At 60.8% G+C, this 14745-nt stretch carries 14 protein-coding genes; 10 read left to right on the top strand and 4 right to left on the bottom strand.

Annotated elements, in window-relative coordinates; all coding sequences use genetic code 11:
• Positions 1-257 precede the first annotated feature (257 nt).
• From pcaF to VNX23_RS14725, 5 genes are all read left to right on the top strand, one after another.
• The gene (gene pcaF / locus VNX23_RS14745; RefSeq protein WP_325631158.1) at positions 258-1466 is read left to right on the top strand and encodes a 3-oxoadipyl-CoA thiolase; all 1209 of its coding nucleotides are present in this window, start codon (positions 258-260) and stop codon (positions 1464-1466) included.
• Positions 1467-1650: 184 nt separating this feature from the next.
• Positions 1651-2343, top strand: a complete 693-nt coding sequence (gene pcaH / locus VNX23_RS14740) for a protocatechuate 3,4-dioxygenase subunit beta (protein ID WP_325631157.1) — start codon at positions 1651-1653, stop codon at positions 2341-2343.
• A gap of 2 nt (positions 2344-2345) precedes the next feature.
• Positions 2346-2951 (top strand): protocatechuate 3,4-dioxygenase subunit alpha, encoded by a 606-nt coding sequence (gene pcaG / locus VNX23_RS14735; RefSeq protein ID WP_325631155.1) that lies wholly within the window; start codon positions 2346-2348, stop codon positions 2949-2951.
• A gap of 258 nt (positions 2952-3209) precedes the next feature.
• Complete coding sequence (locus VNX23_RS14730) at positions 3210-4928, top strand: methyl-accepting chemotaxis protein (RefSeq protein ID WP_325631153.1); 1719 nt, start codon at positions 3210-3212, stop codon at positions 4926-4928.
• Positions 4929-5253: 325 nt separating this feature from the next.
• Complete coding sequence (locus tag VNX23_RS14725; RefSeq protein ID WP_325631152.1) at positions 5254-5652, top strand: hypothetical protein; 399 nt, start codon at positions 5254-5256, stop codon at positions 5650-5652.
• A 45-nt stretch (positions 5653-5697) separates the two neighbouring features.
• On the opposite strand, the gene VNX23_RS14720 is transcribed toward VNX23_RS14725, so the two are convergent.
• The 3 genes from VNX23_RS14720 to VNX23_RS14710 are packed head-to-tail and all read right to left on the bottom strand — an operon-like array spanning position 5698 to position 8893.
• A complete protein-coding gene (locus VNX23_RS14720) occupies positions 5698-7257 on the bottom strand; it encodes an MDR family MFS transporter (RefSeq protein ID WP_325631151.1) in 1560 nt (519 codons plus the stop codon).
• A 6-nt stretch (positions 7258-7263) separates the two neighbouring features.
• Positions 7264-8424, bottom strand: coding sequence for an HlyD family secretion protein (locus tag VNX23_RS14715; RefSeq protein ID WP_325631150.1), 1161 nt, complete (start codon positions 8422-8424; stop codon positions 7264-7266).
• A complete protein-coding gene (locus VNX23_RS14710) occupies positions 8417-8893 on the bottom strand; it encodes a MarR family transcriptional regulator (protein ID WP_325631149.1) in 477 nt (158 codons plus the stop codon). The genes VNX23_RS14715 and VNX23_RS14710 overlap by 8 nt, the downstream gene beginning before the upstream one ends.
• A gap of 122 nt (positions 8894-9015) precedes the next feature.
• Here VNX23_RS14710 and VNX23_RS14705 point away from each other — a divergent pair, with 122 nt between their 5' ends.
• From VNX23_RS14705 to ispG, 4 genes are read left to right on the top strand one after another with little or no spacing between them, the layout of a single operon-like run.
• The gene (locus VNX23_RS14705; RefSeq protein ID WP_325631147.1) at positions 9016-9231 is read left to right on the top strand and encodes a hypothetical protein; all 216 of its coding nucleotides are present in this window, start codon (positions 9016-9018) and stop codon (positions 9229-9231) included.
• Complete coding sequence (locus VNX23_RS14700; protein ID WP_325631145.1) at positions 9228-9716, top strand: Fur family transcriptional regulator; 489 nt, start codon at positions 9228-9230, stop codon at positions 9714-9716. Before VNX23_RS14705 ends, VNX23_RS14700 begins: the two co-directional genes overlap by 4 nt.
• A 20-nt stretch (positions 9717-9736) precedes the next feature.
• The gene (locus VNX23_RS14695; RefSeq protein WP_325631144.1) at positions 9737-10690 is read left to right on the top strand and encodes a DMT family transporter; all 954 of its coding nucleotides are present in this window, start codon (positions 9737-9739) and stop codon (positions 10688-10690) included.
• 6 nt (positions 10691-10696) lie between these two features.
• Complete coding sequence (gene ispG / locus VNX23_RS14690; protein WP_325631142.1) at positions 10697-11977, top strand: flavodoxin-dependent (E)-4-hydroxy-3-methylbut-2-enyl-diphosphate synthase; 1281 nt, start codon at positions 10697-10699, stop codon at positions 11975-11977.
• Positions 11978-12263: 286 nt separating this feature from the next.
• Here the strand turns inward: ispG and VNX23_RS14685 are convergent, their stop codons facing one another.
• A complete protein-coding gene (locus tag VNX23_RS14685; protein ID WP_325631141.1) occupies positions 12264-13175 on the bottom strand; it encodes a tetratricopeptide repeat protein in 912 nt (303 codons plus the stop codon).
• 308 nt (positions 13176-13483) lie between these two features.
• Here VNX23_RS14685 and VNX23_RS14680 point away from each other — a divergent pair, with 308 nt between their 5' ends.
• Positions 13484-14332, top strand: coding sequence for a metallophosphoesterase family protein (locus VNX23_RS14680; protein ID WP_325631140.1), 849 nt, complete (start codon positions 13484-13486; stop codon positions 14330-14332).
• Positions 14333-14745: the final 413 nt, after the last annotated feature.

Below are 14745 nucleotides of genomic sequence, written 5' to 3'. Positions count from 1 at the left end.
CCAATCAGAACCGAGCTCCGGCCGCGCAAACTACAAAATTTCGGCCACCGATCCTATTCAGTTTGCTCTGGCAAAGCGTGTTTTCCACTCCCGCTCGCCAGGCCGTTCGCGCGACGCCTGATTTATTGGCATGACCGACCTTGCGCCAATGCGCCGCTGATACCATCACTGTCAATTGACCTGTTGCATATGCGCTCCTAAAACTTGCCCTCAATTCAAGTCGGGCGGCGCGAAACCGGGTGTCCAGGGAGAGAGCGATGGGTGATGTATTCGTATGCGATGCCGTGCGGACTCCGATCGGCCGCTTCGGCGGTTCGCTGGCCAAGGTGCGTACCGACGATCTGGCGGCCGCTCCGATCAAGGCCTTGATGGCGCGACATCCGAACGTCGATTGGTCCGACGTCGACGAGGTCTATTTCGGCTGCGCCAACCAGGCCGGCGAGGACAACCGCAACGTGGCGCGAATGGCGCTTCTGCTCGCGGGTCTGCCGGAACAGGTTCCCGGCCAGACGCTCAATCGCCTTTGCGCCTCGGGCCTTGATGCGGTGGGGACGGCGGGCCGGGCGATTCGCGCCGGCGAGATCGATTTTGCCATCGCCGGCGGCGTCGAATCGATGACGCGGGCGCCGTTCGTGATGGGCAAGGCCCAGGAGGCGTTTTCGCGCTCGGCCGAGACTTTCGACACCACCATCGGCTGGCGATTCATCAATCCGCTGATGAAGGCGCAGTACGGCGTCGATTCGATGCCTGAAACCGGCGAGAATGTCGCCGAGGAGTTCCAGGTGTCCCGCGCCGATCAGGACGCATTCGCGATCCGCTCGCAACAGCGCGCGGGAAAGGCGATCGCCTCCGGCTATTTTGCGGAGGAGATCACGCCGATTTCGGTGCCCGGCGGCAAGGCCGGACCGGTGACGGTAGACAAGGACGAACACCCGCGCCCCGAGACCACGATCGAAGGTCTGACAAAACTCAAGCCGATCGTGCGTAATCCCGGCACGGTGACGGCCGGCAACGCCTCCGGCGTCAATGACGGCGCGGCCGCCATGATTCTGGCATCAGAAGCTGCGGTGAAGAAGCACGGGCTTAATCCACGGGCGCGTATTCTCGGTCTGGCTTCAGCCGGGGTGCCGCCGCGGATCATGGGCATCGGTCCGGTGCCGGCGACACGCAAGCTGATGGAGCGGCTCGGGCTGAAAATCACCGACTTCGATTTGATCGAGCTCAATGAGGCCTTCGCAAGCCAGGGGATAGCGTGTCTGCGTCAGCTCGGCGTCAAGGAAGATGCCGACTTCGTCAATCCGCATGGCGGCGCCATCGCGCTGGGCCACCCGCTCGGCATGAGCGGCGCCCGGCTGGCGTTGACCGCGGTACACGGAATGGAGAAGCGTGGCGGCAAGCTTGCGCTGGCGACGATGTGCGTCGGTGTCGGCCAGGGCGTTGCGATGGCGATCGAGAAGTTGAACTGAGGTTTCGCTCTAGCAACGGGTCATTGCGAGCGAAGCGAAGCAATCCACGTTCGTCACTCCGGGATGGTGCGTTAGCACCAGACCCGGAATCTCGAGATTCCGGGTTTGATGCCTTGCATCGCCCCCGAATGACGGAGGTAGATTACTTACGCTCCTCGCAATTGATGACGTGGAGGATGAAAACATGACACTCGCCTATCCCATCGCTGCGGCGCACCCGCCGCGGCTGTCGCCGGCCTACAAGAGCACGGTGAAGCGTTCGCCCGCAAAGCCCTTGATCGTCATGCGCCACACGCTCACGGAATTGACCGGTCCGCTTTACGGCCACGAGACCGTTCGCGATGGCGACAATGACCTCACCACGCAGCACAAGGGCGAGCCGCTCGGCGAACGCATCATCGTGCACGGCCATGTGCTCGATGAGGAAGGTCGCGGCGTACCGCACACGCTGCTCGAGATCTGGCAGGCCAATTCCTGCGGCCGCTATATCCATGTCCGCGACCAGCATCCTGCGCCGCTCGACCCGAATTTTACCGGGGCGGGGCGCGCGCAGACGGACGCCCAAGGCTATTACCGGTTCGTCACCGTCAAGCCCGGCGCCTATCCCTGGGGCAATCATCACAATGCATGGCGGCCGGCCCATATCCATTTTTCGGTGTTCGGCCATGCCTTCATCTCGCGGCTGGTGACGCAGATGTATTTCCCCGGCGATCCCTTGTTCCCGTTCGACCCGATCTTCAATTCGGTCACCGACGCCAACGCGCGCGCGCGGATGATTTCCGCCTTCGATCTGGAAAATACTCAGCCGGAATGGGCGCTTTGTTATCGCTTCAACATCGTGCTGCGCGGCCGCAACGCCACGCCGATGGAGACCTGATCGTGCCGGAAACCAAGGTAAAGGGAATTACGCCGTCGCAGACCGTCGGCCCGTTTTTCGCCTATGGCCTGACGCCGACGGGGCGATACGACTGGAACGACGCGTTCAGCAACAATCTGGTGACGGTGGATGCGACCGGCGAGCGTATCAGGATCGAAGGACGGGTGTTCGATGGCGACGGGCAGCCGGTTCCCGATTGCATGCTGGAAATCTGGCAGGCAGATGCGCAGGGTCGATTCGCGGACCCCAAGGACAAGCGCGCGATGCCGAATTCCAAATTTCGCGGATTTGGCCGCTGCGGCACCGACGGAAACGGCGGCTACGCCTTCGACACCATCAAACCGGGCTCGGTGCCCGATCCCGACGGCAAGCCGCAGGCGCCGCACATTCTGCTCGCGATCTTCGCGCGCGGCATGCTGTTGCATAACCTCACCCGTATTTATCTCGACGGCGAGGCTGCCAACGCCTCCGACCCCGTACTGGCACTGGTGCCAGCTGATCGCCGCGCCACGTTGATTGCCAAGCGCGAGGCAAGCGGCAGCAACGCGATTTATCATCTCGACATCCATCTCCAGGGGGATGACGAAACCGTGTTTTTCGAGATTTGAGTCTCCCACCCGATCGATTCGCTCACAGGAGAACCTGTACAATCCGTTGAACGAGCGGCGCCTGCTCCAGAAGACTCGCCGATCAAGGGTCTTTGCAAACTTCTCAAAAGGCAATTGAACGACACACGACGAGAGCTTGTGGCGAATGTGCGCTATCGAGCGCAACCAAGGTTGAGCCTGAAAACAATGCAACCCTTCAGCGAATATTAACCGTTCGTTGATACCTCCTACGTCGTTGGCGCCACACCGAGAGTTCACATGAAGCGACATCTTACCATCGCCTCGGCGATCGCCGTGTTCGGTCTTGTTCTTCTCGTCGGTTTCACAGCCATTGTCTCGACAAGCGTCTACGCGCTTCGGCAACTGAAAATTGGCGGGTCGCTGTATTCCGAGATCAAGCTTGGCAACGATCTGGTCGCAGATATTCTTCCGCCGCCCGCCTACGTTCTCGAAGCCTATCTGGAAGCCACGCTGGCGATGCGCGAGCCCGATCAGCTCATGGCGCATGGCGAGCGCCTGGTCCAGCTCCGGAAAGACTATGAAGATCGCAAGGCTTTTTGGGCCGCCTCGAATCTTGCACCCGAACTCAAGGCGCGGCTTGTATCCACATCCGATGCGGAGGTGCAGAAATTCTGGAAATTGATCGCAGATGAGCTGTTGCCAGCGCTCAAAGCCCAGGATTCCAGAGGGGCCGAGCTCGCCTACGCAAAATTGAAAGGTGTTTATACAGCGCACCGCGCGATCATCGACGGAATCGTCGAAAGCGCCAACAGGCAGAATGCCCTGATCGAGGGATTGGCATCACAGCGCGACAGTTCGATTTCCTATGTGCTGTGGTCCGTGTCCGCAGTCGTGCTCGCGCTGATCGTTGCCGGTCTGCTGTCGGTGGTATTGGGAGTCGTTCGCCCGATCGTGCGGATGACTGATACAATGCGGCAACTCGCGACCGGCAATCTCGCGACGGATATCCCGTTCGCCAATCGAGGGGACGAGGTTGGCTCGATGGCGGCTGCACTGACGGTCTTTAGGCAAGCCGCGATCGAAAACGCCCGGCTTCGGGACGAACAGGTCCGTGCCGAGGATGAAGCGGCCAAGGCCCAGCAAAAAGCGTTGCTGGGCATGGCGGATACCGTTGAACGCGAAACAAATACGTCCGTCGAGACCACAGCGAGGGCAACCGCGGACGTGGAGCGGGCGGCGTCTAGCCTTTCCGAAATCGCGCGCACCCTGTCGGAGCGATCGCAAGCAGTAGCCGCCGCCTCAGGGCAGGCGCTCGCGAACGCGGAAACCGTCTCCTCCGCGGCGGAGCAGCTGACGTCATCGATCCGGGAAATCGCCTCTCAGGTCGCGCGGACGAGTTCGGCGACCAAGTCAGCGGTGGCAGGCCGCGAGTACGCAAGGTCGACCATTCAGAAGTTGTCGAGCGCAGTCCAGAAGATCGCCGAAGTCAGCGACCTCATCGGGGGAATCGCCGGTCAAACGAACCTGCTTGCCTTGAATGCGACCATCGAGGCTGCGCGCGCCGGCGACGCGGGCCGCGGATTTGCCGTCGTGGCCGCCGAAGTGAAATCGCTTTCCAACCAAACGGCGAAGTCGACCGACGAGACTGCGCGCCTGATTTCGGAAGTGCAGACGTCGACGCAGGCCACAGTCGATGCAGTCGAGGAAATGGGAAGCCATATCGTCGAAATCGATGCCGTTGCAGCCTCTGTGGCGGCGGCGATGGAAGAGCAAGACGTGGCAACACGCGAGATCGCGCGCTCCATTTCCGAATCGGCGGCAGCCGCAAGGGAAGTCTCTTCCAAAATCGCCGATGTCAGCCGCGACGCCGATTCCGTAGACAGTCGGACGGTGGAGGTCCGTCAGGCGATTTCGAGTGTATCGGGTAATTTGACATCACTGCGATCCGTTCTAATTCGCACGGTTCGTCAATCGATGACAGCATCGGGTTCAGACCAAAGGGAACGGGCCGCCTGACCGGCGATGCGGCTCTTGCCCTCCGGCAGAACCTGGGCAGGTTAGTGATCGATCGCAGCATGCCCGGTTCCCTCCCCTCGCTTTCGTAGCGCAGCATCGGTCGAGGTCGACGCTGCGGCATGCAACGCTCTTTTTTTTTCTCGTGCGCGGATTTATTCCATTACCGCATGTTCCGGCCCCGCGGCCTGCCTCGATCATGATCGCCGGCTAGCGACGCATTGAGCCAATCACCTTCAAATCCACTGGACATACGACCACAGCCTGTGGTGGTATTTGACCGACTGCGGCACCGCCCGAATAAATCAATTTTCGATAAGGAATTGTCATGAGCGAAACGATCAATCTCGACCGCGACCATCGCGAAGTAGTTCGGGGCATTGTGAAGGATAGCTCTGTCCTCTGCTCGGCCACCAGCGCGCCCGACGTCTACGTTCATGTCATCACGGCAAAGGACACGGCGGAGCTTCATAAAGGCGACGGCACGGTCGTTCCGAAGATGACGCGGACGCGGTTTCACGTGTTTCGTGTAAATTCGGGCAATGACCCGTTCTCGGCGACCGTCGTCGTCACAGACCTTCCGGCCAGCGCGACGGAAAAATCAAATATGCTATTAACGGCTTTCAGCCTGATCAAGCACAAGCCGAAGGGCTTGAAGATCAAGTCGGCCAAGAGGGCCAAGAAGGCTGTCAAGAAAGCCGCGAAGAGGAAAACCAGGTCGAAGTGAGCCCGGCTTTTTCCGCGTGCACGCAGTAAGGGTCGCCGGTGTCCGCTATTCCATTACCGCATGTTCCGGCCCCGCGGCCTGCTTGCGCAGCGCGGCCTTGGTCGAGCCGATGATCAGCGTGAGCGGGATCGCGCACAACGTAACGATCATCACCAACTGGTAGTCGTGCGAGAACGCGATGATCTGCGCCTGCAGGTTCAGCATCACGTCCGCGAGCGCACGCCCGGCATCGGTGCCCATGTTGATGATGCCGTGCACGTCCGGCATCTGCATGGCATGGTTGAACGGGGTGACATGCTCATCCAGCACCGCGTAGGCGCGCCGTGAACCTTCGGTGAGTTGCGCGATGACGACGGAAATGCCGATCGAGCTTGCGACATTGCGCAGCAGCGTGAGCATCGCCGTGCCGTCGGTTCGCAAGTGGTTGGGCAGGGTCAGGAAGGCCACGGTGCTCAGCGGCACGAAGACGAGACCGAATCCGAATCCCTGCAGGATGCTCAAGGTGACGATTTCGCCGACGCCGGTCTGATCGGTCCAGCCGGTCATGTAGTAAAGCGACAGGCAGGTGAGGCAAAGACCTGCAATGATCAGCGTGCGCGCCTCGATATGCCGCATCAATCGGCCAACCAGCATCATGGCGACGAAGGTGCCGCAGCCGCGGCTTGCAAGCAAAAGGCCTGCCGTGATGATCGGATAGCCGATCACGCTCTGCAGATAAGGCGAGGCCAGCGCCATGGTGGAGAACAGCACGAGGCCGATCACGGTCATGAACACGCAGCCGCCGATGAAATTGCGGTCCTTGAAGATCGCAAACTGGATGAACGGCTTTTCGGTCGTCAGGGAATGCGCAAAGAAGTAATAGAAGCCGACGATCGAGACGATGATCTCGGCGATGATCTCGTTGGATTCCAGCCAGCCGAGCTGTTCGCCGCGGTCGAGCGCGAGCTGCATGGCGCCGATACCGAGGGCGAGCGCTGCAAATCCGAACCAGTCGAATCGCAAGGCTCGGTTCGCCCTGGTTTCATCCATGAACGCGAGCAGCCCGAGCACGGTGATGATGCCGAACGGCAGGTTGACGAAGAACACCCAATGCCAGGAATAGGTTTCGGTGAGCCAGGCGCCGAGCGACGGGCCCATGATCGGTCCCATCATCACGCCCATGCCCCAGATCGACATCGCCTTGGCGCGCTCGTGCAGCGCGTAGGAATCCAGCATCACCGCCTGCGACAGCGGCACCAGCGCCGCGCCGAACACGCCCTGCAGCAGGCGGAACAGCACCATCTGGCTGATGTCCTGCGCCAGTCCGCACAACACCGAGGCGACCGTAAATCCAGCGGCGCAGATGATGAAGATGCGCTTGCGGCCGAAGCGGTTGGCAATCCACCCCACCGGCGCGGTCATGATCGCGGCGGCGACGATATAGGAGGTCAACACCCAGTTGATCTGGTCTTGCGACGCCGACAGGCTGCCCTGCATGTAGGGCAGCGCGACGTTGGCGATCGTGGTGTCGAGCGCCTGCATGATGGTGGCGGTCATGGCGCAGATCGTCACCATATTGCGGCGCAGCCCGGGGACCGCGCTCGGAGGTGAGGCGGACGTCTCCATGTTCAACTAATCCTGCCTGGCGGCCGCCGGAGAAAGTCCGAGCAGGACCGCGAGCGAGCGGCGGTGACCGGTGTCGATGGTGGTATAGGCGCTCATGCCGGCTTTCAGTTTCTGCACATACCTGTCGCGGCCGTCGAAGTAGATTCGCACCGGCAGGCGCTGCACCACCTTGACGAAGTTGCCGGTGGCGTTCTGCGGCGGCAGGATCGCAAATTGCGCGCCTGTCCCGGGGCTGAGCGACCCGATGGTTCCCTTGAAGACGTGATCGGGATACGCATCGACTTCGATTTCAACCGGCTGGCCCTCGGTGACATAGGTGAAATCGGATTCCTTCAGGTTGGCGTCGACCCAGGGCTTTGACGTGTCGATGATCGAAAACACCGGCGTTCCGGCCGCGACGAAGCGGCCGAGCTGAATCTGATCGACCTGCGTCGCGATGCCGTCCATCGGAGCACGCATCTCGGTGTGATCGAGATTGCGCTCTGCCTGGGCGAGCGCCGCCTTGGCCTGCGCATAAGGCGGGAACTGATCGAGCGGCAGATCGGGATTGCCGAGCAACTGGGTTTTGGCGCTCGAAAGCTGCTGTTTGAGGAATTCGAGCTGCGCTTTCGCCGTAACCACAGCGTTCGAGGCGTTGTCGAGGTCGAGCTGCGAACCGAAACTGCTCTTGACGAGGGTCGACTTGCGGTCGACGTCACGCTGCTTGAGGTCGACGGCCTGCTGCGCGAGATCCTGCATCTGGGTGTAGATTTTAACGTTGGCGACCAGATTGTCGTAAGTCGTGCGGGCCTGGTCGAGCGTGGCCCTGGCCTGATCCGCGGCAAGACGGAATGGCACCGGATCGATCTCGAACAGCACGTCGCCTTGCGTGACGCGCTGGCCCTCGCGCACCACGACCTTTTCGATCTTGCCGGAGATGTCCGGCGTGATCAGAACCTTTTGCGCCCCGACATAGGCGTCGTCGGTTGCGACGTAACGGCCGCCGTTGAGATAAAACACGATCCCGCCGAGGAGTGCGGCAAGCGGCAACACCACGAGCAACAGCGTACGGCGATATCGCCGCATCGCGCCCATCAAACGGCGCGGCTTTGCCGAACCCCTGCCAGGAGCAGGCTCGTGCGGACTGCCTTTCTGTTCCTGGGGAAATTTCAATACATGGTCAGCCATAGCGCCGTTCATTCCCTGCAGTTTCTCCACCCTGGATCGCGTTGCGGACGTTTTCCTTGATCAATTCCAGCTGGGTGAGAAGTCGATGAGCCTCCGACGGATTGATGCCATCGAGCGCAGTCGCGGTGAGTTCGGAACGCAAGCCGGCCAGTTTGGCGAGCAAGGGCCGCGCGGCCTTGCGCAGATAGAGCCTGTTGACCCGGCGATCGCTGTCGTCGCTGCGGCGTTCGATCCAGCCATTGTCGCAAAGCCGGTCGATCAATCGGGTCAGCGTGATCGGCTGCATTTCCATCTGCTCGGCGAGTTCCGTCTGTTTGAGCCCCTCGTTGCGCTCCACCTTGGCCAAAACCGCCCATTGCGCGCGGGTAATGCCGTAACGCGCCGCCTGCTTGTCGGCATAGGCCCGTACCAGCCGTTGCAGTTCGGCCAGCGCGAACAGGAAGTTCATATCCACGGAGCCACGGGGCATGCGTTGCACCCTTCTTTCGAAGTTCGTCAGACTTTGCGGCCCCTCTGACACGAACTTCGAAAGAAGAGGGGCAACAGAAAAATTTTGGGTTTGCCGGAGCTGCTTTTCGATTTGAAGTTCCGATGAGCGAACTTTGCGGCGGGTATCGCCGGAACTTCAAATCGGCAGCGCCGGCGTTTTCCTTAAGCTTTGACAATAATAAGCTTGCTTATGAATTATTTCACGTCCCGGCCAGCGAAGGGCTGATCCGCTCCAACGGCATGGCTCCTCCGACGGAACCTCAAAAACCCTTCCGGGATTTGGGTTTGCCGGCCGAAGTGCTAGATTGGCGCAAATGAGGCTGACAAAACCGACATTTCCCGCCCCCGGCCACGATCATGGCCGCTGCACCGCGGATGCGATCGAGCATGCCGAAAAGGTCTGCAAGGTTCGGGCGCAGAAATTGACGCCGATTCGCCGGCAGGTGCTTGAAGCGCTGCTCTTGAGTCACCGGCCGCTTGGGGCCTATGAGGTGATCGACGAACTCGCCAAATCGATGCCGCTGCCGGCACCGATCACGGTCTATCGCGCGCTCGATTTTTTGATTGCGAACGGACTCGTCCATCGCATCGAAAGCCGCAACGCGTTTCTCGCCTGCGGCCATGACCATGACGCGGCGGCGATGGTTGCATTCCTGATCTGCGAGTTTTGCGGCTCGGTCGGGGAAATCCCGGCGGCGGTAGTGGCGCAAAGCCTCAATGCGGCCGCGCGCACCACCGGTTTTGCGCCAAAAATGTCGGTGGTCGAGATCACCGGCATTTGCGCGCATTGCCAGCAAAACTGAAGTTTCTGGCGCGGGGGTTCATGTCTTCAAACAGATTGCGGGTGCAATCGGCTGAGCGTCCGCTCACCGCAGGCGCGATCGCGCTGGTGCTGATGCTTTGCGTCAGCTGGGGCTTCAACCAGGTCGCGGTGAAACTGGCATTGCCCGACATTCCACCGCTACTGCAGGCCACCATCCGCTCCGCAGGCGCCCTGCCCGTGCTGTTCTTGATCGCGCGGCTGCGCGGCGTAAAACTCTTTGCCTCCGACGGCACGCTTGCGGCAGGTCTCGTGGCAGGGCTGTTGTTTGGGTTGGAATTCGTGCTGATCTATCGCGGCTTGCTTAAGACTTCGGCTTCGCGCGCCGTGGTCTTCCTTTATATCGCGCCGTTCTTCGTTGCGCTTGGTTCCTATCAGTTTCTCGGCGAAAGGCTTCGCGCCTCGCAATGGCTGGGACTGGCTTTGAGCTTTGCGGGCGTCGCGCTTGCGATCGGGGTCCCGCAGAGCGATGTGGACGCGAACGTGCTCGTTGGCGACCTCCTGATCGTCGGCGGCGGAGCCCTGTGGGCGGCCACCACCCTGCTCGTGAAGGCGACCCGCCTGCTTTACGCGCCGCCGGAGAAGGCGCTCGCCTACCAGGTAGCGATATCGATCCCGATTCTGGGTTCGGCGGCCGCCATTTTCGGCGAAACGCTGTCCCGGGTTCCCGGCCCTCTGGCGCTATCGCTTATGGCTTATCAGGCGATCTGGGTGGTCGGACTGACGTTTTTGCTGTGGTTTGGGCTGGTAAAGACCTATTCGGCGAGCAAATTGTCGGCATTTACCTTCATCACCCCTTTGTTTGGTGTCGTGGCTAGCTATTTCATCCTGCACGATGCCCTGACACCGGCCTTCGGCGCCGCCGCGCTGCTGGTGATTGCGGGTCTTTACCTCGTGAATCGGCCCAATTCCGGTTCCATTGATCCGTTGCTGTCCGTCACCAAAACCGATATCTGAGACGCCATGAACAAGCCAATAAAGCCGCTCGAAAGCGATATCGCCGGCCCCAAAAACCGGCACAAAACCACAAAAGTCATGGTCGGCAATGTCGCCGTCGGTGGCGGCGCGCCGATCGTCGTGCAATCGATGACCAATACCGACACCGCCGACGTCGAGGGCACGGTGGCCCAGGTCGCGGCGCTGTCGCGCGCCGGCTCGGAAATGGTGCGCATCACGGTCGACCGGGAGGAGGCCGCCGCCGCCGTCCCGCATATCCGCGACGGCTTGCGCAAGCGCGGCATCACCATGCCCCTGATCGGCGACTTCCATTACATCGGCCACAAGCTGCTCGCCGAATACCCGGCCTGCGCCGAGGCCTTGGACAAATACCGGATCAATCCCGGCAATGTCGGTTTCAAGAACAAGCGCGACACGCAATTTGCCGACATCATCGAGATCGCCAACAAGAACAACAAGCCGGTGCGCATCGGCGCCAATTGGGGCTCGCTTGATCAGGAACTGCTCTCCAAGCTGATGGACGAGAACGCGGCGTCACCCAATCCGCGCGATGCGCGCGCGGTTACGCGCGAGGCCATGGTGCAGTCGGCGCTGTTGTCGGCGGCGCGCGCCGAGGAACTCGGCATGGCCAAGAATCGCATCATCCTCTCGGCCAAGGTCTCCGCCGTGCAGGATCTGATCGCGGTGTACCAGGAACTCGTCCGCCGTTCCGACTACGCCATCCATCTCGGGCTGACCGAAGCCGGCATGGGATCGAAGGGCATCGTCGCCTCTTCTGCCGCGCTCGGCATCCTCCTGCAGGACGGCATCGGCGACACCATCCGCATTTCGCTGACGCCCGAACCCGGCGGCGATCGCACCCTGGAAGTCCAGGTGGCGCAGGAATTGTTGCAGACCATGGGCTTTCGCACCTTCGTGCCGCTGGTGGCGGCATGTCCGGGCTGCGGCCGCACCACCTCGACCACATTCCAGGAACTGGCGCGTTCGATCCAGGATTTCATCCGCGACGAAATGCCGAACTGGAAAACGCGTTATCCCGGCGTCGAATCCCTCAACGTCGCGGTAATGGGCTGCATCGTCAACGGTCCCGGCGAATCCAAGCATGCCAATATCGGCATCTCGCTGCCCGGCACAGGTGAAGCGCCGGCTGCGCCCGTGTTCGTCGACGGCAAGAAGTTCCGCACCCTACGCGGTCCGACTATCGCCGCCGAGTTCAAGGCGCTTGTCATCGATTACATCGACCAGCGCTATGGTGCCGGCGCCAAGCCGCCGGAGGCGGCGGAGTAGGCTGTCGGCGCGCTCGGATATCTCAACGACAGATATCGACGGCCTCAAGGCGACGGGCGACGACTGGCGCAGGCCCGTTTTTTGGTCCCCAGCGACATGCCGAGCGATCCAGATATGTCTCTTGGCGGCGAAGACCGGAATTGGGCGGCGGACCGCCGAAAAGGCGCGAATGATCCGTTGCGGAAGTCGCTCGCAAAAAATGTCGGAGCGGGCACTGTCGGTGCTTTTCAGGGAGTGACGTTGGGCGGATCGGTCCAGACTGTAAATTTCAGCCGGCAGTGGGGATTTATTTTACTCCGGGTTCAATTGTCACGATTGGATGTGGCCTCCACTCGCGCGCCAACCTTTCCGCCTCCGCGATTTGCGCGCTCGTCATCAGCGCCATGAGCCTGTCTCGTTGTTCCAACGCTGTGTATTTCGACCTATCGACCAGCTTGATGCCAAGCGGACCAGGTGGCTTTGTATCCCCAAACGCTGCGGCCAAAGTAAACCACATGAGTGCCTGGACATAATCCTGAGCCGTGCCGCGACCTGACGCATACATGGCGCCGATGTTGTACTGCGGACTGTGTATCCACGTGTTACCGGGTCGCTCGTAAATCTTGTTCGCCGCACGCCGGTACCATCGAAATGCCTCGGCATGGTCCTGTGCAACGTAAAGGCCCTGTTCGTAGGCGATGCCAATGACATTTTCCGCGTAAGAAGAGCTTTGATCCGCGGCGAGGCGATACCACTTGAGGGCTTCGCCAAAATCTTGCGACACGCCGAGTCCCAGAGCATAGGTATCCGCGAGATTGTTTTGGGCCAGGACCAGGCCCTGATCCGCAGCAAGACGAAACCATTTCACCGCCTCGGCCTCGTTTCGCTCGGCACCCCAGCCTCGCTGATACAAAATCCCAACCTCATTCTGCGCGTCCGCCAGTCCCTTGTCCGCTGCAATTCGCATCCACCTCATTCCCAAAGCGTAGTCCTGCGGGACGCCACGGCCTTTGATGTACATGATCCCGAGAAGCCGCTCGGCATAGGTGTTGTCTTGATCTACCAGGGTCCCGAGCAGTCGCAGCGCGGTGACGTAGTCGCCAATATTGATCGCCGCCTCCACGTCCTCGAACTGGCCTGCGTGAACAGGAAGGACAGACGCCAAGGTCCATAAAGTGACGGCAAACGATATAGATGGATTTCTGAACACGACGACCATTTCGGGTTCTGATCTGTCTGAAAACTATGTTGGCTTAAAATGGCGCGTCAATAGCTGACCTCCGGGCTGGCCCGCCGTACGGACCTGCTCAAACATTGCGGCGAACCTCGTCGAAAATGCTGCCTTGCATGTTCCTGGCCCATGGCGTCGTTTCACGTGGTGCAATAATCAGGTCGCTTTCGGCGCCGAGCGGGCATCAAATGGCGGGCAGAACTGGCTGGCACCCCGGGTAAACCTCAACGGTAATCTTTTTTCACATCAGTGTTGCCTCGGTGTCCTAGCCTGCCCTGCACAGCGTAGGAGCCAGCATGGCCCGTATCGTCATCCTCTCGGATATCCACCTATCGCCGACACACGGTTTCTTCTGGGATAACTGGTGCGTCGCGCGCGAGTTTGCCAATACGGCAAAGGCCGATGCGGTGATCGTCAATGGCGATTTGACGATCAACGGGCCTGACAGTGACTTCGAAATCGCCTTCGCGGCTTCCGCGCTGGGGAAGCTGCGCACGCATGCCTTATCCCTGCCTGGCAACCACGACGTCGGCGACGAGCCACCCGGCCAGGACCCTGACCAGATCATCGATGCAGATCGGCTCGCACGATGGAACCGCTCTTTTGCCACCGATCGCTTTAACCTTGACGCCGGAGACTGGCGCCTGGTCGGTGTCAACGCGCAGCTTTTCGGCTCGGGCCTGGAGCGGGAACAGGCACAGGATCAGTGGCTCGACGAGCAGTTACGTACCGCCGGACGGCCCACCGCTCTGTTCCTGCACAAGCCTCTCTTCCTGGAACGTCCAACCGACGATGTCGTGAGTCCCGCCTGCATGGTACCGTCGGTTCGGACACAACTGCTCGACAAACTCAGCCGTTACGGCGTGCGCCTGATCGTCAGCGGTCACCTGCATCAACATCTTGATCGCACATTCGGCGGCCAGCGGCATCTGTGGCTGCCTGCTGTTGCCTTTGCTGCCCCGCAGGCGCATGGCGGTGACGGCCGTTGCGGCGTCACCGTGCTCGACTTCTCACAAGACAATGTCGAAGTCACCATCGAACGGCCGCGGGGATTGATCTCGCACGATCTGGCCGCGATCAAGGGGCACGGCCGCTATCAGTTCCTGCGCGATATGCCGCCTTCTCCTCCGCCCTACGCTGGCTGACATGGGCTCGCGTTGGACCGTGCTTTTCGCCCCCTCTGTTGAAAGGACGAGTTCGGCTCAAGAAAGTTCGCGCTCACTATCAAGATGAACGCTTAGCGAAGTTCCTGTGTGGTCGCTTGGTCGTCATATATCCGGTCACTGACATAAGGCGAGCGCGGACGTTCTACGAACAGACGCTGGGTCTGAAGGTGGGTAATCATCGCAATCGGGGCGACAAATGGTGGATCGAGTACGATCTGCCCGCCGCCCGTGGCTCCTCCTCCTCGAAGGCGGAGCGCCTAGCCGTTGGCGTCGCAGAAGATGAAACAACTCGAAGGACTAGGGTGGGGGAAAGCCGAACGGTCGATGACTGGCTAACGAGGCAATGATAGGATCGAGTCCCGGCACGGCGCTTGCCGCGCGGAAAAGTCCGA

Origin of the sequence: Bradyrhizobium sp., from assembly GCF_035570375.1 — a bacterium.
Taxonomy (GTDB): domain Bacteria; phylum Pseudomonadota; class Alphaproteobacteria; order Rhizobiales; family Xanthobacteraceae; genus Bradyrhizobium.
The sequence above is the reverse complement of the archived record's forward strand: the minus strand, read 5'-3'. Positions and strand labels throughout refer to the sequence as shown.